Annotated in this window: 18 protein-coding genes; 4 read left to right on the plus strand and 14 right to left on the minus strand. The window is 49.1% G+C overall.

What is annotated here, in order from left to right; all coding sequences use genetic code 11:
* Positions 1-111: 111 nt before the first annotated feature.
* The 3 genes from gcvT to gcvPB all read left to right on the plus strand — a co-directional run bounded on the left by gcvT (position 112) and on the right by gcvPB (position 4,210).
* Positions 112-1,254, plus strand: a complete 1,143-nt coding sequence (gene gcvT / locus MKY97_RS22200; RefSeq protein ID WP_342552436.1) for a glycine cleavage system aminomethyltransferase GcvT — start codon at positions 112-114, stop codon at positions 1,252-1,254.
* The gene (gcvPA, locus tag MKY97_RS22205; RefSeq protein ID WP_342552437.1) at positions 1,251-2,606 is read left to right on the plus strand and encodes an aminomethyl-transferring glycine dehydrogenase subunit GcvPA; all 1,356 of its coding nucleotides are present in this window, start codon (positions 1,251-1,253) and stop codon (positions 2,604-2,606) included. Before gcvT ends, gcvPA begins: the two co-directional genes overlap by 4 nt.
* An 86-nt stretch (positions 2,607-2,692) precedes the next feature.
* Positions 2,693-4,210: an aminomethyl-transferring glycine dehydrogenase subunit GcvPB gene (gene gcvPB / locus MKY97_RS22210; protein ID WP_342556425.1), complete on the plus strand. Its 1,518-nt coding sequence runs from the start codon at positions 2,693-2,695 to the stop codon at positions 4,208-4,210.
* A gap of 344 nt (positions 4,211-4,554) precedes the next feature.
* Here gcvPB and ptsP read toward each other — a convergent pair whose 3' ends face one another.
* From ptsP to MKY97_RS22265, 11 genes are all read right to left on the minus strand, one after another.
* Positions 4,555-6,267: a phosphoenolpyruvate--protein phosphotransferase gene (ptsP, locus tag MKY97_RS22215; RefSeq protein ID WP_342552438.1), complete on the minus strand. Its 1,713-nt coding sequence runs from the start codon at positions 6,265-6,267 to the stop codon at positions 4,555-4,557.
* Positions 6,260-6,535: an HPr family phosphocarrier protein gene (locus MKY97_RS22220; RefSeq protein ID WP_036617010.1), complete on the minus strand. Its 276-nt coding sequence runs from the start codon at positions 6,533-6,535 to the stop codon at positions 6,260-6,262. The genes ptsP and MKY97_RS22220 overlap by 8 nt, the downstream gene beginning before the upstream one ends.
* 78 nt (positions 6,536-6,613) lie before the next feature.
* Complete coding sequence (ptsG, locus tag MKY97_RS22225) at positions 6,614-8,668, minus strand: glucose-specific PTS transporter subunit IIBC (protein ID WP_342552439.1); 2,055 nt, start codon at positions 8,666-8,668, stop codon at positions 6,614-6,616.
* A 288-nt stretch (positions 8,669-8,956) separates the two neighbouring features.
* Complete coding sequence (locus MKY97_RS22230) at positions 8,957-9,811, minus strand: PRD domain-containing protein (RefSeq protein WP_342552440.1); 855 nt, start codon at positions 9,809-9,811, stop codon at positions 8,957-8,959.
* 163 nt (positions 9,812-9,974) lie between these two features.
* Positions 9,975-11,531 (minus strand): flotillin family protein, encoded by a 1,557-nt coding sequence (locus tag MKY97_RS22235; protein ID WP_342552441.1) that lies wholly within the window; start codon positions 11,529-11,531, stop codon positions 9,975-9,977.
* 84 nt (positions 11,532-11,615) lie between these two features.
* Complete coding sequence (locus MKY97_RS22240) at positions 11,616-12,152, minus strand: protease (protein ID WP_342552442.1); 537 nt, start codon at positions 12,150-12,152, stop codon at positions 11,616-11,618.
* 274 nt (positions 12,153-12,426) lie between these two features.
* Positions 12,427-13,590: an iron-containing alcohol dehydrogenase gene (locus MKY97_RS22245; RefSeq protein ID WP_342552443.1), complete on the minus strand. Its 1,164-nt coding sequence runs from the start codon at positions 13,588-13,590 to the stop codon at positions 12,427-12,429.
* A 92-nt stretch (positions 13,591-13,682) separates the two neighbouring features.
* The gene (locus MKY97_RS22250; RefSeq protein ID WP_342552444.1) at positions 13,683-14,270 is read right to left on the minus strand and encodes an MSMEG_1061 family FMN-dependent PPOX-type flavoprotein; all 588 of its coding nucleotides are present in this window, start codon (positions 14,268-14,270) and stop codon (positions 13,683-13,685) included.
* Between the two features lie 272 nt (positions 14,271-14,542).
* Positions 14,543-16,141: a UDP-glucose--hexose-1-phosphate uridylyltransferase gene (locus MKY97_RS22255; protein WP_342552445.1), complete on the minus strand. Its 1,599-nt coding sequence runs from the start codon at positions 16,139-16,141 to the stop codon at positions 14,543-14,545.
* 14 nt (positions 16,142-16,155) lie between these two features.
* Entirely contained in the window at positions 16,156-17,145 is a 990-nt protein-coding gene (gene galE / locus MKY97_RS22260) for a UDP-glucose 4-epimerase GalE (RefSeq protein WP_342552446.1), read from the minus strand.
* Position 17,146: 1 nt separating this feature from the next.
* On the minus strand, positions 17,147-18,328 hold the full coding sequence (locus tag MKY97_RS22265; protein ID WP_342552447.1) for a galactokinase: 1,182 nt from the start codon (positions 18,326-18,328) through the stop codon (positions 17,147-17,149).
* Positions 18,329-18,580: 252 nt separating this feature from the next.
* Here MKY97_RS22265 and MKY97_RS22270 point away from each other — a divergent pair, with 252 nt between their 5' ends.
* On the plus strand, positions 18,581-19,483 hold the full coding sequence (locus MKY97_RS22270; protein WP_342556426.1) for an AraC family transcriptional regulator: 903 nt from the start codon (positions 18,581-18,583) through the stop codon (positions 19,481-19,483).
* A 166-nt stretch (positions 19,484-19,649) separates the two neighbouring features.
* Here the strand turns inward: MKY97_RS22270 and mgrA are convergent, their stop codons facing one another.
* From mgrA to MKY97_RS22285, 3 genes are all read right to left on the minus strand, one after another.
* Positions 19,650-20,666, minus strand: coding sequence for an L-glyceraldehyde 3-phosphate reductase (mgrA, locus tag MKY97_RS22275; protein ID WP_342552448.1), 1,017 nt, complete (start codon positions 20,664-20,666; stop codon positions 19,650-19,652).
* A 200-nt stretch (positions 20,667-20,866) separates the two neighbouring features.
* Positions 20,867-21,610, minus strand: coding sequence for an NAD-dependent protein deacylase (locus MKY97_RS22280; RefSeq protein WP_342552449.1), 744 nt, complete (start codon positions 21,608-21,610; stop codon positions 20,867-20,869).
* A 60-nt stretch (positions 21,611-21,670) separates the two neighbouring features.
* The gene (locus tag MKY97_RS22285) at positions 21,671-22,438 is read right to left on the minus strand and encodes an HAD family hydrolase (protein ID WP_342556427.1); all 768 of its coding nucleotides are present in this window, start codon (positions 22,436-22,438) and stop codon (positions 21,671-21,673) included.
* Positions 22,439-22,448 lie beyond the last annotated feature (10 nt).

The following is a 22,448-nucleotide window of genomic DNA, read 5'->3' on the forward strand; positions in this document are numbered from 1 at the left end:
CAGGAAGCAAGAATCGACTGCCTTGGCCGTTTTTTTCATAATCTATGGATCAAATACTTACGTACATTTCACGATACTCGGCCCGAATGCGGCCTATGACGAGGTGATTAGATGTCCGATTTGTTGAGAACCCCACTGTTCCCCCTATATGCGCAGTATGAAGGTGTACGCTGCATTGATTTTGGAGGCTGGGAACTGCCGGTGCAGTTCAGCGGCATTCAGAAAGAGCATGAGGCAGTGCGTGAGCGTGCCGGTCTGTTTGATGTGTCCCATATGGGCGAATTCACTGTAACCGGCGAACAGGCAGAAGCCTTTTTACAAAGCATGATGACGAATGATGTGACTGCAATTGTACCAGGTCAGGCACAGTATACCTTGATGTGTTATCCGGATGGCGGTGTCGTAGATGACCTGCTTATCTATAAACTCGCAGAGAAGCACTACATGCTGGTTGTTAATGCCTCCAATATCGACAAGGATTGGGCATGGCTGCAGGAACATATCGTTCCTGGTGTGAACATGACTAATGATTCGGAGCAAACGGCCCTGCTGGCACTTCAAGGTCCACTGTCCGCCGAGATTATAAGCAAGGTTACAGCCACAAATACAGATGCAAACTCCATTGAACCGTTCCGCTTTATCCAAAATGCCGAGGTATGCGGAGTCAAACTGCTGCTGTCACGCACTGGATATACCGGTGAAGATGGGTTTGAACTGTATGTCAAAGCTGAACAGGCTGCTGTCATCTGGAACGGGCTGATGGAAGCAGGTGCTGATTCGGGATTAATCCCGGCCGGTCTGGGCGCACGTGATACGCTGCGTTTTGAAGCCAAGCTGCCATTGTATGGTCAGGAGCTGTCTCCAACGATCTCTCCACTCGAGGCTGGTTTAGGCATGTTTGTGAAACTTGAGACCGGGCCTTTTACCGGACATGAAGCTTTGTTACAGCAGAAAAAGGACGGTCCTGCCCGCAAGCTGGTTGGCATTGAGGTGCTGGAACGCGGTATCCCGAGGCCGCACTATCCGATCTATGCCGATGGGATACAGATTGGCGAAGTCACAACCGGCACGCAGTCACCAACATTGAAGCGTAATCTCGGCCTCGCCTTGATTGACAGCAAATATGCTGTACTCGGTACACCACTGGAAATCGAGATTCGCGGCAAGAAGCTCAAAGCCGAGGTCGTCAGAACCCCTTTTCATAAACGGCCGCGTCCGTCAAAGACCCCCATCCAAGGAGCTGAACAAGCATGAGCAAGCACCGCTACATTCCCATGACTGAACAGGACCAGAGCGCGATGCTCGACACAATCGGTGTGGATACGCTCGAAGATCTGTTCAAGGATATCCCGCAAGAGATTCGTTATCAGGGCGAGCTGCCTGTCTCCTCCAAGCTGGACGAATACGCATTAACACGCCATATGTCGAAGCAGGCTGGCTCCAATGCCAACTTTGAGACACATGCCAGTTTCCTTGGCGCAGGGATTTATGACCATCACATCCCTTCTGTCATCAACCATGTCATTTCCCGATCAGAATTCTACACTGCCTATACCCCTTATCAGCCCGAGATCAGTCAAGGAGAGCTGCAGGCGATCTTTGAATTTCAATCCTATATCTGTGAGCTGACAGGCATGGCCGTGGCGAATGCCAGCATGTACGACGGTGCAACGGCATTTGCAGAAGCAGGCAATCTGGCTGCAGCAGCCACACGCCGCAAACAGCTGATCGTATCCCGCACCGTTCATCCCGAATCCCGTCAGGTACTGCAGGCTTATGCGCATGGCTTGAGCTTGGAGATTGTCGAGATTGATTATAAGGACGGTGTGACGGACTGGGATGCTCTGCAGGCAGCCATCTCGGATGATACCGCTGCAGTGATGATTCAGAGTCCCAACTTCTTCGGTGCTGTGGAAAATGTAAAAATGGCCGCCGACCTTGTGCATGCGCACAAAGGCCTGCTCGTGGTCAGCGCCAACCCGCTGTCGCTTGGTTTGCTGGAAGCTCCAGGCAAGCTGGGTGCCGACATCGTTGTAGGCGATGCGCAGCCCCTTGGGATCGCCGCTTCGCTCGGCGGACCGACTTGCGGATACTTCGCCGTGTCTCAGGCTCACATGCGCCGGATTCCCGGCCGGATCGTCGGCCAGACGACTGACCGTAACGGCAAACGCGGCTTCGTCCTGACACTGCAGGCCCGCGAGCAGCATATCCGCCGCGAAAAGGCGACATCCAACATCTGCTCGAACCAGGCGCTGCTGGCGCTCAGTGCTTCGGTCTATATGTCCACCATGGGGAGACAGGGCATGATTGATGTCGCCGATCTTAATCTGCAGAAGAGTCACTATGCACGGAATACGCTTAAAGCCATTCCAGGCGTGAACCTGACTTTTACTGCTCCTACTTTTAACGAATTCGTCATTCAGCTTCCTGAAGGGTTGGATCTGGATGCCCTCCAGCTGAAACTGCTGAAGGCCGGCTTCATCGGAGGATATGAACTGGGCCGAGAGTACCCGGAGCTTGCGGGACATATGCTCATCGCGGTTACTGAAAGACGCAGCAAAGAAGAGATTGACGAATTCGCACGTGCATTGGAGGGATCACTGTGACTCAAAATACGACCACAAAAGCAGCGGCTGACGGCGGCTTATCTGAAACGCCTAAAACAAGTCAGGCAGTGAATCATCAGAATGGCATGGACTCACAAGCTCCTGAAAGCACGGGCAGTTCCCAAGCCGTGCCGTCAACGCCATCTGACGCTCCCGAGCAGACATTGATTTTCGAGCTGAGCAGCCCTGGGCGCGTGGCTTATTCCCTGCCTGAATGTGATGTTCCCCGTCAGGAAGCTGATACGCTGATTCCCCGGGAAATGCTTCGCTCCCAAGCGGCGGCCCTGCCCGAAGTGTTTGAAGTTGACGTCATTCGTCACTACACTGCATTGTCCCGCCGCAACTTCGGGGTAGATAACGGATTTTACCCGCTCGGTTCCTGTACGATGAAATACAATCCCAAGATTAACGAAGATGTAGCACGATACAGCGGTTTTGCCAAAATACATCCGTATCAGCATGAATCCAGCCTTCAAGGTGCGCTTGAACTGCTCTATACCTTACAAAATGATCTTGCAGGTCTAACAGGTATGGATGCCGTAACGCTGCAGCCTGCTGCCGGAGCTCACGGAGAATGGACCGGGCTGATGATGATCCGGGCTTATCACGAAAGTCGCGGGGAACTGCGTACGAAAGTAATCGTACCTGACTCCTCGCATGGTACCAATCCGGCGAGTGCAGCCGTTGCCGGATTCGAAACGGTGACAATTCCTTCGCGTGCAGACGGTTTGGTCGATCTGGAAGCGCTGCGTGCAGCCGTTAGTTCGGATACCGCGGCTCTGATGCTGACGAATCCGAACACACTCGGTTTGTTCGAGAAGGATATTCAAGAGATTGCATCCATCGTGCACGAAGCTGGCGGCCTGCTGTATTATGACGGAGCCAACTCCAATGCCATAATGGGCATTACGCGTCCCGGAGATATGGGATTTGATGTTGTACATCTAAACCTGCACAAAACGATGAGCACCCCTCACGGCGGTGGCGGACCAGGCGCCGGGCCTGTCGGCGTGAAAAGCCGTCTGATCCCGTTCCTGCCTAAACCGATGGTTGTTCAGAATGAACAAGGTGTGTACGCTCTGGATTACGAAGGAGATCAATCCATCGGCCGCGTGAAAGCCTACTATGGAAACTTCGGCATTCTGGTACGTGCCTATGCCTACATTCGAACCTATGGACCGGAAGGTTTGCGCCGTGTATCCGAATGCGCCGTGCTGAATGCCAACTATATGATGGCCCGTCTGGCGCCTCACTACGAGATTCCGTATCCGGGTGTATGCAAACATGAATTTGTTATGTCAGGCCGCGGCCTGAAACAGTATGGTGTGCGCACGCTGGATGTGGCAAAGCGTCTGCTCGATTTTGGTTATCATCCGCCAACAATCTACTTCCCGCTTAATGTGGAAGAGTGTATTATGATTGAGCCTACTGAAACCGAGAGTAAGGAAACGCTGGACGGATTTATTGATACGATGATCCGCATTGCCAAAGAAGCGGAAGAAACACCTGAATTGGTGCTTAACGCTCCTTATGGTACACCAGTTACTCGTCTGGATGAAACGACCGCAGCACGTAAACCTGTATTAAACTGCGCCTGCAGCTAAACAACTTGAACGAGAGATTATACCAAGCCCACCCGGGTGGATAGATTCACTATAAGTTTTTCCATGACTCTGACTCCGTTCAAGTGTAAAAAATAGCCAACGTGATATTAAAATCCTTTAGTGGGTTTACTCCATGTACTCCCCTTGTAAGGAAAGAGAGCTTCCATCTCCTTTCTTACAAGGGGATTTTATCGTTTTAACCTGCAGCACCAACTATCGTTTCACGCGCAGCATAACAAAAAAAGCCGGCCCCCACTACTCGTGGAAACCGGCAATACTGCTGCATGGAAGCAGCCCTTTATCGGAAAAAGAAGACCTTAAATCCGGAGGAAACTCCGGCAAAATTACGCTTGAATGCTTTGAACCAGTTCAACCACTTGTTCAGCGGTTTGCATTTCCAAAGCTTTGGCAGCGAGTTCCTGCATGGCCGCACGGGACAGCTTGGTGATCTGGCTGCGCGCTGGCAGAATGGAAGTTGCGCTCATGCTGAACTCATCCAGTCCAAGACCAAGCAGCAGTGGAATTGCTGTTTCGTCTCCTGCCATCTCACCGCACATGCCAACCCATTTACCTTCACGATGCGCTGCATCGATAACCATTTTAACCAAACGCAAAATGGCTGGGTTGTAAGGCTGATACAGATAAGATACGCGCTCATTCATCCGGTCAGCAGCCATCGTGTACTGGATCAGATCGTTAGTACCGATACTGAAGAAGTCCACTTCTTTGGCGAATTGATCCGCCATTACAGCAGTTGAAGGAATTTCGACCATGATCCCGAGCTGAATGCTGTCGGAAACAGCAATCCCTTCAGCGACAAGCTTTTCCTTCTCTTCGAGCAGGACAGCTTTGGCTTCACGGAATTCACCCAGTGTTGCGATCATAGGGAACATGACACGCAAGTTTCCATGTACACTTGCACGCAGTAAAGCACGCAGCTGTGTACGGAAAATATCCAGACGGTCCAGACACAGACGAACTGCGCGGAAGCCGAGGAATGGATTCATTTCTTTTGGCAGATCGAGATAAGGAAGCTCTTTGTCTCCACCGATGTCGAGCGTACGCACAACAACCGGTTTGCCTTCCATTTTTTCAAGTACGGCTTTATAAGCATTGTACTGAATGTCTTCGGAAGGAAGCTTGTCTCTGCCCATGTACAGGAACTCGGTACGGTACAAGCCTACAGCCTCGCCGCCATTCTCCAATACCCCTGTTACATCGTTCGGCGTACCAATGTTTGCAGCCAGTTCCACATGAACATGGTCTACCGTTACGGTTGGTTCGTCACGCAGTTTTCTCCATTCCGCACGCTGTGCATCATACTGTTCCTGTTTGGCACGGTATTCAGCAACGACGTCGTCTGTAGGGTTAACCAGAACATGCCCATCCAGGCCATCAACGATAATCAGGTCACCCTGTTTCGCTTGAGCCAGAATGTCCTTGGTTCCGACAACAGCCGGAATTTCAAGGGAACGAGCCATGATGGCAGAGTGAGAAGTACGTCCACCAATGTTGGTTGCAAAACCTTTAACATATTGACGGTTCAATTGAGCTGTATCGGAAGGTGTTAAATCCTCCGCAAGCACGATCACTTCTTCACTGATCTCAGCCGGGCTCATGAAGTCGATGCCAAGCAAGTGATTTAGCACACGCTTGGTTACGTCACGCATATCCGCTGCACGTTCCTGCAGGTATGCACTCTTCATGTTTTCGAACATGGAGATAAATTGGGAAGCTGTTTCATTCAGAGCAAACTCTGCATTCACCATTTCATCGGCAATTTTTGATTTCACCGGATCAATCAGTTCCGGGTCATCCAGAATGAGCAAGTGTGAGGCAAAAATTTCAGCTTTTTTCTCGCCAAGCTCTTGTAAAGTACGCTCTTTGATCGCCTCAAGCTCAGCCCGGGATTTACCCAGAGCTGAGTCAAGTTTGGCGATCTCTGCGTCAACGTCGTTGATTTGGCGTTTTTCTACAGAGTAGTCAGGATGCTCCAAGATAAACGCCTTGGCGATAGCAATACCCGCCGAAGCCGCGATCCCGGAAACATTAAGCATTAATTTCGCCCAACCCTTCGTTAACCATAACGTCAGTCAAAGCTTGAAGTGCTTCTGCTTCGCCTTCACCTTCAACAATAATGCTGATCGTGTCACCTTGCTCCAGACCGAGGGAAAGAACGCCCAGAATCGATTTCAATGTTACTTTTTTACCGTTAGCTTCTGCGAAGGATTCAGCACCTTTGAACTTGTTTGCTGTATTCACCAAAGCTGTCGCTGGACGTGCGTGGATACCATCTTCGTCTGTAATTCTGAATGTTTGTTGCATTACAATCATCTCGCTTTCAGTAGTTTGGTTTAGGCATTGCATATTTTTACACTTGCTTGCCATCGCTTGGAACAGTTCTTATTTTATCTCAATGATCGGCTGATCGCCAACTTTGAGCACGCCGCTCTTCTTCAGCGTGATGGTGGAGCCTTCTGGCAGGTTGGTGAAAATCACTGGAGAAATGATGGACGGAGCGTTTGCTTTCACGTACTCCAGATCCACTTCCATAATCGGTTGGCCTGCAGATACAAGGTCACCTTCCTGAACCAGCACGTTGAAACCTTGACCTTTCAGTTTCACCGTGTTAACTCCTATGTGAACAAGCACTTCCTTGCCGCCGTCTGACATAATACCTACGGCATGTTTGCTTGGAAATACATTAAATACTTTACCATACACAGGGGAAGTAATCGTTCCGTCATGTGGCAGAATTGCGAACCCGTCACCTGTCATTTTTTCAGCGAAGACTGGGTCAGGTACGTTCGTAATATCCATCAGCTCACCATTGACTGGCATGACGATATCCTCTGCCACAATGCGTTCACCTTGTTCTCCTTCTGCTTTCTCCTCTTCAGGAGTCGGTTTAACATCAGCAGCCGGAGTCGGTGCAGGCGTACGCCCTGCAATGATATCCTGCATTTGGGATTTGATCGTATCGGAACGTGTTCCGAAGATGGCTTGAACATTATTACCCACTTCAAGCACACCAGATGCACCCAATTGTTTCAAACGATCTTTCTGCACATTGGATTTCTCATTGACTTCAATCCGCAAACGAGTGATACATGCATCCAGATGTTTAATGTTCTCCTTGCCGCCAAAGGCTTCAAGGATATTGTGAGGCAGATCGTCCGTGGAACCTGAAGAACCGCCGGATGCCGTTTCCGCAGATGCTTCCTCACGTCCTGGTGTTTTGAGATTGAACTTGCGGATAATTAATCGGAAACCGAAGTAATAGATCACGGCAAGGATCAGACCGACGATAATAACGTCCCACCATGGCGTGCGGTTTGGAATGATACCAAAGATCAGGAAGTCAATAAAGCCCCCGGAGAAGGTCATCCCGATCTTAACATCAAGCAGCTGCATAGTCATGAAAGACAAACCTGCAAAGATACAGTGTACAGCAAACAAGATTGGTGCTACGAACAAGAATGAGAACTCAAGTGGTTCAGTGATCCCTGTCAGGAACGATGTCAGTGCAGCTGAACCCATGATACCTGCCACATATTTTTTATGCTCAGGTCTTGCTTCATGGTACATCGCAAGTGCGGCTGCTGGCAAACCGAACATCATGAACGGGAATTTACCCACTTGGAACGTTCCCGCAGTCAACGCAACGCCATCACGCAGCTGGCTGAAGAAAATCTTCTGGTCTCCGCGAATCACATCGCCGGCTTTGTTCACATACTCACCGAACTCAAACCAGAATGGGGAGTAGAAAATGTGATGCAGCCCGAACGGAATCAGTGACCGCTCTACGACACCGAAGATGAAGGCCGACAAGGTCGGGCTGGTATCTACCATGAAGTGAGAAACCGTATTTAATCCGTTCTGGATTGGCGGCCAGATGACTACAAGCAGCAGCCCTAACAGAAGAGAGACTACTGACGTGACAATCGGAACAAAACGTTTACCTGCGAAGAATCCAAGGTAAGACGGAAGTTCAATTTTGAAGAACCGATTATAACACAGTGCTGCGGCGATACCGATAATGATACCTCCAAACACCCCTGTGCTTAATGTAGGAATACCCAGGACACTTGCATAACCCGGCACCTTGCCAATCATGGCAGGTGTGACACCTACTGCGGAACCCAAAGTCACGTTCATGACCAGATAACCGATGATCGCTGCAAGACCTGCTACACCTTCACCGCCAGCGAGCCCGACGGCTACACCGACCGCAAACAGCAATGCCAGATTATCAAATACGATCTGACCTGCGTTCATCATGATGGTTGCAATCGAGTTTACCCAAGGGGTATCGAGCGCAGTTGCATATTGCAGGAAGTCCTCATTTACCAGCATGTTACCGATTCCGAGCAGCAAACCTGCGGCTGGCAAGATCGCTACAGGCAGCATGAGAGCTTTACCTACTCTTTGCAGTACACCAAAAAGCTTTTTAAACATCGCGTCGTATTCTTCCTTTCATAATGAGTCTGTATGTCGTGATGCAAGCAAGGGAACACAAAAAAGGCATGAACTAATAAAAGTGAACTGTGCCAACCTCAGGGTATAGCATACCCTTAAAAAGGTAGAACAATCACACTCTAATTAACTCATGCCTGATCGAGTCAGTAACACGTCGCTTATGTTTATTCAGTTGCTTGATTACGGTCACCATTGTAGCACCACTTTAGATGCATTGCAAGCCTTTACAGAAAAAAACGTGATTTCGCTAAAATTTCTGATATGATTTCACTTATTCTCTTCTTCTTTCCGCTGGTTCAGCCGCTGCAGATGTATGGTTAAATAACCAACCTCTGCCGGATAAACGGGTAATTTCAACCGTTTTTCCATCACTTTGGTCAGCTTCCATGCAAGCGAGTACATTTCGGGATACTCCAATTTAAGCAGAGAATCCAGCTTATGAAGCTCTTCCACCTTGTCTCCCCGGCGTATGCGCTCCAAGGCAAACCGAAGATGAGTTAAAAGACGGGAGTAGTCCAAGGATTGCGTTTCAAAAGAATAATCCAGCTGGTCCGCAACCAGATTTACCAAGTCCGTAATTAATTGCGAATGCTCGCGCACTTGGGATATATTCTGGTTCGTCATCGCGCTGTAAATATGCAGCGCAACAAAACCAATCTCATCCTGCCCCAGATCCACGCCTAACCTTTCCTTAATTAAGCGAACCGCATATTCGCCCATCCGATATTCGTCCGGGTAAATTTCCCTTGTTTCATATAAAAATGGATTCTGAATGACAATGCCCTGCTCTTTGCGCTTCAACGCAAAAGAAATATGATCCGTTAAAGCAATATGAATATGTTCATTGAGCGGAACATCCGTACGCTCTGCGATATACGTGATGACTTCGTTAATAATCTCGATTAAAGCTTCATCCACCTGCGGAAGAAGCTGCTTATACTGCTCCTGTTCCTGCTGGTTTTTCAAAATGAACATCTTCTCCACAGCGGTCAGTGGGATGTCATCACTCGGCTTCCGGTTAAAGCCGATACCCTTGCCGATCACCACAACTTCGCCGTGCTCAGGATGCTGTGCAATAATTACATTATTATTTAGCGCTTTATCTACATGCAGGCTGCTCATTTTTGCACCTCTTTTTTCACACCATCTTGGATGTGCTGCACACATCTTTGTTACAAACCAAAAAACATCCGGAGCGGGCAAACCGCGCCGGACGTCTCGCTTAAAAAGTAACAAAAATCCGCCTTAAGGTCAATAGACGAGCATTGGAACACAATGCCATTCCTTACTCTTTGCTTTCGCTTCTTTCCACAATGCTGTCGATCGTTGACGGAGCTGCTTTCACAGGTTCGGTTGAATGGACAGCCACTGGTGCAGGTGTTTTCGTTTTGGTCAGCCCTTTGATCAGCTGCTCCACGTCGATACCGGATACACTTTTCAGCATTTCAGGTGCCGTCGACATCAGTTCCGTTACATAGTTGCTGACACGTGCAGCCCCTTCACCTTTACCTGTATCAACCACCGTCAACTTGTCAATGGAGGAAATTGGCTCAGCAATTTTACCAGCCAGCTCAGGCAGCATTTTGACGATGATATCGAGTACTGCAGCTTCGCCAAACTTCTGGAACGCCTCAGCCAATTTTTCCTTGGCTTCCGCTTCTGCAAGACCGCGCAGACGAATAACTTCTGCATCGGCTGTACCTTTGGCCCGTTCTGCATCCGCCATGGCCTGACCTTCAAGCCGCTTTTGCTCGGCTGTTGCTTTGGCCTGGGTCTCGATAGAGTACTGAACTGCATCGGCTTCACGCATCCGTTTTGCTTTGTCCGCTTCCGCAGCCTGCTCAACGGCATAACGATCCGCCTCCGCTTTTTTCTTCACTTCTGCGTCATATTGTTTCTCACGAACCGTAATCTCTTTTTCCTGCAGGTCGATCTCACGCTCTTTACGTACGAGTTCAACTTTCATCTGCTCTTCAACAACTGTTTGTCTCGCACGTGCTTCATGGATATGATACGCCTGATCGGCTTCCGCCTTGGCAGTATCCTGATCACGTTTAAAGGCTGCTACTTTCAATTCTTTCTCTTTGGCTGCTTCAGCAATGTTGGTGTCACGCAGCAATTCGGCTTTCTGTCCTTGTTCCTCTGCGTTTGCCTTCTGAATTCGAGCATCCCGCATTGCTTCTGCTTCGGCAATCTCGGCATCCCGCTTTACAGCTGCGATTCTCGGTTTACCGAGCGCATCCAGATACCCCTGCTTGTCGCGAACATCCTTGATGGTGAAGGAAACAATCTGCAGACCCATCTTTTTCAGATCCCGGGCTGCCACGCCCTGCACCTCTTGTGCAAAACGATCTCTGTTCCGGTATACCTCTTCCACCGTCATCGTACCCAGGATGGCCCGTAAATGCCCCTCCAGCACTTCCTGTGCTTCACCTCTCAGTGAATCTACCGGTTTACCGATAAATTGCTCAGCAGCTGTGGCAACGTCCTCTACAGCGCTTCCAACCTTGATGATTGCCACACCGTCTGCAATAACCGGAACACCCTGTTCGGTGTACACTTCCGGTGTAGATACATCCAGCTTGTGTGACAGTAACGAAATAAATTCGGACTGCTGGAACACGGGCAGAATAAACGCACCGCCGCCGCGCACGATTTTAATTTTACGACCTGATTCATCTTCTGAAATATTTTTGCTTCCCAGAAATGAACCTGTCACAATCATGGCTTCATCCGGACCAACCGTCTTGTATCTCGCCCAAAATGCCAATCCCAAAATCAAAATAACACCCACAACCACGATAGGTATCAACAATACATCCCAATCCAAATTAGCTGTCATTCACATCTCTCCCCTTATCTCGTAAGTACTTGAATCTCTTAGATTGTCAGCGATCCATAATCGTATAACTAAACCTGCTGACCTTTACACTTCCTTAAGTACATCTTTCTCCCATTCGGATACACGGAGCACGCCATCCACCACATCAATGACAACCACTCGTGCTCCCGCCGCAATGGGGAGCTGTTCAAAGCTGGATGCGGTCTGAATGGTGTTACCGGATGCAAAACGAATCATCACTTCACCAAATCCGTTCGCAGGTACCGGAATCGTGATCTCTCCGATTTTTCCCGACAACTCCTTCATCGAGAAACCAATGGATACGTCACTGTTACGCATCGGTTTAATGTATGCGAAGAATACCAGCATGGCTGCAGCGATACCGATCAATAGGGATAAGATTAGATTCGACATCACACTGAGTGAGCTGTACCGCGTTAGCAGAATACCTGCACCGCCAAAAGCAGTAATGGACCCTGCAAGTACAACAGGTTTGAAAAAATCAACACCAGGCATTTCAAAGGCACCATCCAGCAGCCCGTCAATCAAATCACCCAGTACAAGGCTTACAATAGCAAAAACGGCGCCTCCGATGAGACATCCCCAATAAATTGCTTCCATCCCCTCTTCCTCCTCTCTGCGCTGCGTGTTCTCCCAACTGTGCATTCCACATGTAAATAAATACGTACTTCCAGGCAAAATGTTTCAAAATCTTTCCTAAGCTGTATTCAGAAGCCGCTAATGGGTATTATCATGACAATCTTAACGAATGCTCCATTTCCCTCTCTCGCGCGTATTCAGAGCAGCACAAAAACGCAAGCCTCCAGATAGAAGCTTGCGTTTTTTTACTGCTATTTTAAACGTATTTAAACAGGGCGAGCATTTCAGCTCCCACTTACAGAGAAGCTTTGTAGATGGATACTACATCTTCACGCTGCAGTTTTTTGAAGTTACCAAAAGGTCCAAACAGCATCGCTTTATCCGCCATAACTTCAATCTGGCTGTCATCGATATCATAATCGGCCAATCGGTTCGGTGCACCAATGGACGTCCAGAACTTGCTCAGCGCATCGATTCCTTCTTCGGCAATCTGTCTGTCTGATTTACCCTCAGGGTTCACATCAAACACATTAATCGCGAGACGTTTGAAACGATCTACCTTCACATCCAGGTTATGTCTCATCCAGTGTGGGAACAGAATCGCAAGTCCTCCGCCGTGCGGGATATCATATACCGCAGACACTGCGTGTTCAATGTTATGGGTTGCCCAGTCTCCTGCCAGCCCCATGTTCAGCACACCGTTAAGCGCCATCGTTCCACAATACAAAATCGTTTCGCGTAGTTCGTAATTTTCCAAGTCCTCCACCAATCGTGGGGCTGCTTCCATTACGGTGCGTAAAATGGTTTCACAGAAACCCAGCTGAACAGGCGTGTTCGGGTCGAGATGGAAATAATGCTCCAATACATGAGACATCATGTCCACCATACCGTATACCGTTTGGTCCTTCGGTACCGTGTATGTATTTACAGGATCAAGAATGGAGAATGCAGGGAAGGAATATGCGCTTCCCCAGCCCAGCTTCTCTTGAGTTTCCTGATTCGTAATAACGGACCCCGAGTTCATCTCTGAACCGGTAGCTGCCATGGTCAGCACGGTGCCCAGCGGAAGTGCATCTTGTGCAGCGGCTTTACGCTGCGCAAAGTCCCACATATCCCCATCATATTTAGCTCCAACAGCAATAGCTTTGGCACAGTCGAGTACACTTCCGCCGCCAACGGCTAGAATGAGCTCAATATCATTCGTTTTACACAGGTCTACGCCTTTGTGTACAGTGGATAGACGCGGATTAGGCTCAACTCCTGCCAGCTCAGTCACTTCTGCTCCAATTTCCTGAAGCAAACCGAGCACTTGCTCATACAGTCCGCTGCGTTTAATGCTTCCACCGCCGTATACAAGCAGAACCCGTTTGCCGTATTTCGGCACTTCCGTTTTCAGTGCTTCCAGCTGGCCTTTACCGAAGATCAGACGGGTTGGGTTATAAAATTGAAAAGATCTCATGATCTATAATCGCCTCCAAGGGAGTTTAATTTTTAGTGCAACCTCAATTATAGTACCCCTTTTATCGAAAAACAAATCGATAGCCGCTCACTTTAGTTCAACCCGTTGATCTGAAGATGCGCCTGCAGCAGCTCGCTAACGGATGGCAAATCTTCTGAGTTTGCCCATGTTTCAGTATCCCATAACCCGGCTTGACTGAAGGCCCTTGGACAATGAATGAAACATTCCTCCACTTCCACAATGACGGCTGCTCCAATCGTTTTACCACTCCAGTTCATACCTGCAATGAATTCTTCATCCTTCGTGATACATGCTGTTCCGTTAATGCGCAGCACCTCGTTTAATCCCGGAATTGCAAACAGCATACCTACACCCGGGTCCGATAAAATGTTCAATAAGGAATCGATTCGGCGGTTCCCTGGGCGTTCAGGATAAACCAGTCTGTAGGGGTCCATTACATGGACGAATCCAGGGTCTCCCCCGCGGGGTGATACATCACATTTCCCATTCTGATCCGAAGTGGACAAGAAAAATAAAGGTGACTTAGCGATAAACTTCTTAACATGCGAATCAACAAATGGGATTACTTTGTTACGTACGCGTTCGCTCGATTCTCCTACCATGCTTTTGAGTTCCTTGGCATCCGAGATCAATGGAAGGTTAAGCGGCTGCTTTTCCACTAAATCGTCCCCATTTCAATATGTAGTTTTTTTGTTTATCTGTGGAGATTCTATCCTTTTTCTCCATTATACATGACCCGCAAGTGGGAAAAAGTCTAAAAAGACAGCATCTGTTACAACGCAGCTCGTAGTTTATCGCATTATAACAACGGGCATAAAAAGCATCCGTTCATCATCGAACGGATGCCTGCTATTCATTCTATTGCCGCAAACTCCTGGTACGTCGAGGTGTTAAGGTAATGAGCGAACTTTTCAAATCCTATACAGCTCAATTACTCTGTATATCCCATGCTGCTTACGAAACGGCGGAATGCCTGACGCCCAGCTTCATCATGTTTATACACACCTGCGTGCTCCAAAATTTCGGAAAATTTCAAGCCAACCTGCTTCTGCACAAGGGCAACCGCTTCTTCCTTCGTCAAGCTGGAGCCATGTTCCTGCTTCAACGCTTCTGTCCACGGTAAGTGTTTGTTCAGCTCATGATCTGCCGCCTGAGCAGCTTCTGCAAGCTGTGTATTTCCTGCCAAAATGTCGGCAATGCCGTCCAGCTCCTGCTTCAGGCGACCCGGCAAAATAGCAAGTCCCATGACTTCAATCAGACCGATATTTTCTTTCTTCAGATGATGCATTTCCCGGTGAGGGTGGAAAATGCCTTCCGGATGCTCATCATCTGTACGGTTGTTACGCAAAACAAGGTCCATCTCAAAACCGCCATCCGCACTGCGGCGAACAATCGGCGTTACCGTGTTGTGAGGCACCTTTTCCCCATCGATCTCACTAAATGCTTCGATCTCTACTGCAGAATCGCTGTACACTTTCCAAGCTTCGTAAACGGCATTACCCGCTTCGAGCAGTTCCGCAGGATCATGCGAATGAAGACGCATCACAGACATCGGCCATTTAACAAGGCTGAGTGTCAACCCAGGTGCACCCGCGTGACGGAAAACCGCCTCAGGCTGTGCATTTTGAATGGCGAACGTATGACGTCCACCTTGGAAGTGATCATGAGTCAGAATCGAACCGCCTACGATCGGAAGATCGGCGTTAGACCCGATAAAATAATGCGGATATTCCTGAACAAATGCAAGCAGTCTGCGCAGCGTATCCTTCGTCAGTTTCATCGGCACATGATCATGATGGAAAATAATGCAGTGTTCATTATAGTACACGTACGGCGAGTACTGGAACAACCACGGCTCATTGTTAAGCTGCAGCGGAATGACACGCAGGTTCTGGCGGGCCGGGTGATTGACCCGACCAGCATAACCTACATTTTCACGACACAGCTGACATTTTGGATATACCGGGGGTGGAAGCAGCTTCGCCATAGCAATTTCCTTTGGGCTTTTCTCCGGTTTGGACAGGTTAATCGTAATCTCCATCTCGCCATAAGCAGTATCCTGTGTCCAGTAGACGTTCTTGGAGACACGGTCCATCCGGATATAGTTGGAGTTAATGGACAAGTCGTAAAATTGCGATGTTGCCGCCTCAATGCCTTCAGTCTGTTCGGTATGACGAAATGCACGGATAACTTCCGATGGACGCGCCATCAGATGACCCATAATTTTTGCATCCAGCAGATCACGGAACGTGTCGCTGTTCTCAGGAATAAGTCCAATTGTGTATCCATAATCAATCAGGGTATCCAGCATCGTCTGTGGACCATCAGGAATGGCTGCATCCGGTTCACCGGCGTACGGTTCTGAGAAGCCGAACTGTTCCATCAACAGATTGCGGCTGTAATCGTAATCTGCTTCCTCGATCAGCTTTTTCTGTAAGGCAAATGCGACCAGACGCTCAATGGCATGCAGTGCTTCCTGCTGCTCGTGTGTACGCTCTGTGGCCTCTGCTCCAGGTTGAGTCTGTGACATTAGATGTTCGCCTCCTAGTTTTTTCCGTAGCCTTCTGGACGGGATTGATGCCAGTTCCATGCGCTTTGAATCACGTCTTCGAGGTTTGTCCATTTCGGGTTCCAGCCCAGAACGGATCTGGCTTTTGCAGACGATGCCACCAGCACAGCAGGGTCACCCGCACGACGTGGTTCCTGAACAACCGGGATATCCAAACCGGTCACTTTTTTCGCGGTTTCAATCACTTGTTTTACCGAGAAGCCAGTACCGTTACCTAGGTTAAATACGTTGCTGTTCTCCCCTTTGCGCAGGTAATCTACGGCACGCAGATGCGCATCCGCCAGATCGCTAACATGGATATAGTCACGGATACATGTGCCGTCTTCTGTTGCATAATCATCTCCGAATACGGCGATATGCGAACGCTGTTTCAATGCGGTTTGCAGCACAAGCGGAATCAGGTGACTCTCCGGCTGATGGTCTTCACCAATTTTGCCGCTTTCGTGTGAGCCAGCTGCATTGAAGTAACGCAGGGAAACGTATTTGATATCCTGCACTTTGTCGAACCAGGACATCATGCGCTCCATCATCAATTTGGTTTCTCCATAAACATTGGTAGGCTCGGTACGGTCGCTCTCTTCGATCGGCACTTTCTCAGGCTCACCGTAAGTTGCTGCTGTTGAAGAGAAGACAATGCGGCGTACATTGGCTTCATTCATTGCTTCCAGCAAGCAGAGTGTACCGAATACGTTGTTGTCGTAGTACTTCGCTGGCTCCTTCATACTTTCCCCAACCAGCGAGTTCGCTGCAAAGTGAATGACGGCATCAATTGAATTTTCCGCAAACAGTTTCGCCAAAAGCTCCTTGTCACGAAGATCACCTTCGTACAGTTTACCGCCCAGCAGCGCCTCCCGATGTCCTGTCTGCAGGTTATCCAGTACAACAACCTCTTCGCCGCGTTCAAGCAATGCTGCCACCGTATGAGAACCGATATATCCTGCTCCACCTGTCACCAAAATTGCCATTTTACTTCGCCTCCTTGAGTTCGTTAACGCCTTCGCCTACGCCACATACATAGAAATCACCTTTAAGACCCGTGCGTGCTTCATACGCCGCACCCACTTCACTCACAAAACGGTCAGCATCATTCTCGTGTACCAGAGATACTGTACATCCGCCAAAACCTGCGCCAGTCATACGTGCACCTAATGTACCTTGAATCCGCCGTGCTTCTTCAACCATAACATCCAGCTCACTGCAGCTTACTTCATACAGATCACGCAGCGATTCATGCGAAGCGTTCATCAGCTGTCCAAACGCTTCGAGATCATTGTTTCGCAATGCTTCTACAGAAGCCAGCACCCTCGCATTTTCTTCCACAACGTGCTGGGCACGCTGTCTGACTTTCTCATCCTTGATCTGATCCTGTAATGTGTCAAACTGTTCCGGCTTCAATTGAGCCAGGTATTTCAGTGCAGGCAGCTGTTCCTTCAGTACGGCAAGTGCCTGCTCGCATTGGGAGCGCCGCTCATTGTATGCTGAATCGACCAAACCACGGCGCTTATTAGTGTTACCGATAATCAGTTTGTACGCACCTGTACGGAACGGAACCTTCTCGTACTCTAACGTATCACACATGAGCAGAATTGCGTGATCCTTGGCACCGTTCGCTACAGCAAACTGATCCATAATGCCGCAGTTGACACCAACAAACTCATTCTCCGCTTTCTGGGACAACAGCGCAAGCTCTACGGTATCGATGGCTGATATCCCTTCCATGGATTGAACGGCATAGCCGGTAAGTACCTCCAGAGATGCAGAGGAAGAGAGTCCTGCTCCGTTCGGGATTTCGCCATGATAGAGAAAATCATACCCTCTCGTCACCTGGACACCTTTGCCCTGCAGTCCAACCATGACGCCTACCGCGTAGTCCGTCCACTCTCCCGTTTTCTCCTGGCCGATCGAACCTGTGTCCAGCGTTCCCTCGTAAGCCATGTTTGTGGAAGCCAGATGCAGCTTGTTATCCGTACGTTCACGAATGAGCAACGTTGTGCCAAACTCAAGCGCGGCCGGAAGCACATAACCACCGTTGTAGTCGATATGTTCACCGATCAGATTCACACGCCCAGGGGCATGAAATACACGGATGTCCGCTCCACTTTCTCCGTACTTCTCAATAAACTTTTGTTGCAAATCAGTTACATTCAAAGCTGATGCACCTCGCCTCTTTGTTGTGGTTTTCTTAAGCTTATTATACAAGGAAGCGATCACGCTTGAAATGAACCCATGTGTGATTCATATGGATAAATGTGACCTTTCATTCTATAATGGTTATAATCATTAAAGCACGAAAAACGGAAAGAAGGATCATAGATGAAGGAATCCAAAATAAGCCCTGTGCCCCAAGCATCATCTCGCAGTACAACAGATTCGTGTATTCCCCGATCAGCGCAGGAATCCATGGGAACCAAGAGCGGCGCACTCAGTTATTCGGTTGCTTCCAACCCTGTCTATTATAACGAGGGTAGGCTGCATGTCCTCTTTGCTGGTGCAAGCCAGACCCTTCCCGGACATGCGCTCGGGCCGAAGCTGTATGATTATTATCTTTTACATTATGTAGAAAAGGGAGCAGGTACGTTTCGTACCGAGCTGCATACTTACGACCTCTATGCAGGTGATTGTTTTCTCATTCACCCGGGTCAGCTCGTCAGTTACAAGTCTCATGCACGTAACCCATGGCAGTATCGCTGGATTGCCTTCACAGGCAGTCAAGCCGCACAGCATGTAGAAGAAGCCGGATTTCGGCCAGAAAAATCCGTTTTTCATGCCGGAACCTCAGGCGACCTATCGAACTGGCTGGCTGTTATGCAGGGTGCATTTGCCGAACGTAAAGAGAGCGCTCATTTCACTTCTCTCGGCACGTTATATCTGATTTTGGCCGAGGCTCAAAATCACCTTTCGGAGGGACAAACCTTAACTTCCGGCGAATCTTCAATCCGGCGGACTGTCAAACAAATGATTCAGTATATGTCGACTCAATATGCCTACCCCGTATCCATTGAACAAATGTCCGAAAGCCTGGGATATAACCGTGCGTATCTGTCACGTATTTTCAAACAGGAAACTGGACTTACACCTGTGACCTATTTACTGAAACTGCGGATCGACAAGTCGCGCCAGCTGCTGCGTGAACGCCCGGATTTGTCTATAGAACAAGTATCTGCCTCGGTCGGTATGCCCGACGCACTATATTTCTCGAAGCAGTTTAAACGATTCCACGGAGAAGCCCCCAGCCTCTATCGCGAGAAACTGCTCGCGCGTCCGTCACATTCAACAAGTACGGCGGATCATTCATCTCAATAAGCAGCTGAACATTACTTCGCCAGGAAATGTATTCAAGACTAGGGACTTGAGCAACGGGGTTAGGGTCACGTATGCAAACTAAAAAAGTGCATCCTGCCTTTATGGCTAAGATGCACTTTTTGTGTGTGATTTATTTCAGAACGCTCCCTCACGTATAGGGCAGGTTCTAATCCTTGTTTTTGTTCGTAGACTCCGGTCGCAGAATCGATTCAATTCGCTCCAGTTCATCTGAAGAAAACTCCAGTTGGTTAAGCGCAGCGACATTTTCTTCAATCTGAGACGGACGGCTTGCACCAATCAGCGCAGAAGTAACTTTTCCGTTCCGCAGTACCCAAGCCAGTGCAAACTGAGCAAGACTCTGACCACGGGCTGCCGCAATCTGATTCAGGGCACGTACCTTACGGAGTGTCTCTGGAGAGATATTATTTTCATTCAGAAATACGGAAGGGCCTTTGGCGCGAGAATCTTCCGGAATGCCATTCAAATATTTGTTCGTAAGCACTCCCTGCTCCAATGGACAGAACGCTATGCTGCCTGCACCGTACTCATCAAGCACATCTTGAAGCCCATCCTCAATCCAGCGATCCAGCATGGAATACCTTGGTTGATGAATCAGCAGCGGCGTGCCCAGACTTTTCAACATGTCGGCAGCCTGTCTTGTCTGCTCCGCAGGATAGTTGGAGATGCCCACATAAAGTGCTTTGCCTGATCGAACAATGTGGTCCAGTGCCATCATCGTTTCTTCCAGCGGCGTATCCGGATCATATCGGTGAGAATAGAATATATCCACGTAGTCCAGTCCCATTCGAGTAAGACTCTGATTAAGACTGGAAATCAAATATTTGCGGGAACCCCACTCACCGTAAGGTCCTGGCCACATATAATAACCGGCTTTGGTGGAGATAATCAATTCATCCCGGTATGGTTTCAAGTCCTGAGCCAGTACCTGGCCAAACAGCTGCTCCGCCGAGCCTGGAGGCGGGCCGTAATTATTTGCCAAATCAAAATGTGTAATCCCGAGATCAAATGCGCGGGTAATCATGCTGCGTCCATTCTCAAAACTGTTGATCCCGCCAAAGTTATGCCACAGTCCAAGTGAAATTGCCGGAAGCTTCAGACCTGAACGTCCAACGCGATTATATTTCATCGTTTCGTAACGTGTTTCAGCAGCTACGTAGACCATCAAGAATCCCTTCTTTCCACAGGTTCGGGCATCCCATATCCAGGTCCAGCCTCAGCTAGAGGATGCCATAATTCCATCCAAGGTTTGCACCAAAAAGCAGAGCCAAAACTTCAAATGAAACGATAAACTGGTTTACATTCTTCAATTATGCAGTGAGTTGTTCCACATTCTTCACTTAGGCAAAAGCTCGTTCACATTCTTTAATTAACCAAGAGCTGGTCCACATTCTTCATTACCTCGCCAATCGGCTCTGTAATCAACAAGTCTGCTCGCTGATCATAAGCCGTAGGTGTGGCATTGAGCAGGACGGTATGTTTTCCCTGAAAATAGGTAATTAATTGAGCTGCCGGATATACGGTCAGCGACGTTCCGCCAACCAACAGCAAATCTGCAGAAGACAAGGCATCAATCGCATGGTACAGCGTTGCCTGATCCAGTTCCTCTTCATACAGCACCACATCCGGTTTAATTACGCCGCCGCATGAGGTGCAGCGAGGTACAACATCTTTGGAATGCATAATATCATGCAGTGAATAAAATTGTTTGCAGTCCATACACGCGTTGCGATGAACCGAACCGTGAAGTTCAAGCACATGACTGCTGCCTGCCTTTTGATGAAGTCCGTCAATGTTCTGCGTAATGACAGCGTGCAGCCTCCCTTCCTGCTCAAGTCGGGCAAGCAAACGATGGCAGCCATTAGGCTCTGCATCGGGATGGAGCATCTTCCCCCGGTAAAAGTCATAAAAAATATCGGCATGCTGATCAAAAAAATGACGACTTAACAGTTCCTCAGGAGGATAGGGGGAGTGCTGCTCCGTCTGATACAGCCCCGCGGCCGAGCGAAAGTCGGGTATCCCGCTTTCCGTTGAAGTTCCGGCTCCTCCGAAAAAAACAATGCGTGAGCTTTCCTGAATCCAGGCAGCCAGCTGCTCTGCTGCATTCATCCTCTCTCCTCCTTTGATATATCCCTATTCATAAGATACATATGAGACGCAGCGCAGCCTCTATAACATGACGCGCAGCTCATCATAATGGCGAATAACAGCATCAGCATCATGCAGATGCACTACCTGATCCAATTGCGGACAGTATCCAAGCGTATATGCTGCTCCTGCGTAACGCCCCATCTGCATATCGCCGTTACTGTCTCCAATGACTACCGCCTCATGCGGTTCAACCGATAACTCCTGGCAAGCCAACTGGAACGATTCGCCATCCGGTTTGCCGCGAGTTACCCGGTCACAGCCAACAATCGAAGTGAAAAAGGAACGGATGCCCATCCATTGCAGGTGTGCTTCCGCTGCTGACGTGCTGTCAGATGTGACTACAGCCAGCGGAATCTGTGCTTCCCTGCAGCGCTGCAGCAGTTCCAGCAATCCGGGCATAGGTTCAGCCGATTTCCGCTCTCGTACAGACTTCATCGCTGCACTCGAAAATTGACGTATTGTCGTTATCGCTTCATTCCACGGTGTACCGGCTGCATAGATCTGCCCTGCAAGCCAGCCGTTACATTCATCTATCGCAGCTATAGCCAGCGGCCCCTGCACATCGTACCCGATAAGGCGGCCGTGCCGATCGTGAACGGTGCCCAGCACCTTTTCCAGCTCAACCGTAAAGGAAGCTGATCGTTCATGCATCCACCCCTGCAGCTGCTCAAGCATACTCTCTGCCCAGGGCCCCCACAGCTGCAAGAAATCCAGTAAAGTTCCATCTTTGTCAAACAGAATTGCCCTACAGCAGATTTCGTCTCCCTGCACCTGCAGCACTGCCAGAATGACCACC

Source organism: Paenibacillus sp. FSL R7-0652 (assembly GCF_038595045.1).
Taxonomy (GTDB): domain Bacteria; phylum Bacillota; class Bacilli; order Paenibacillales; family Paenibacillaceae; genus Paenibacillus.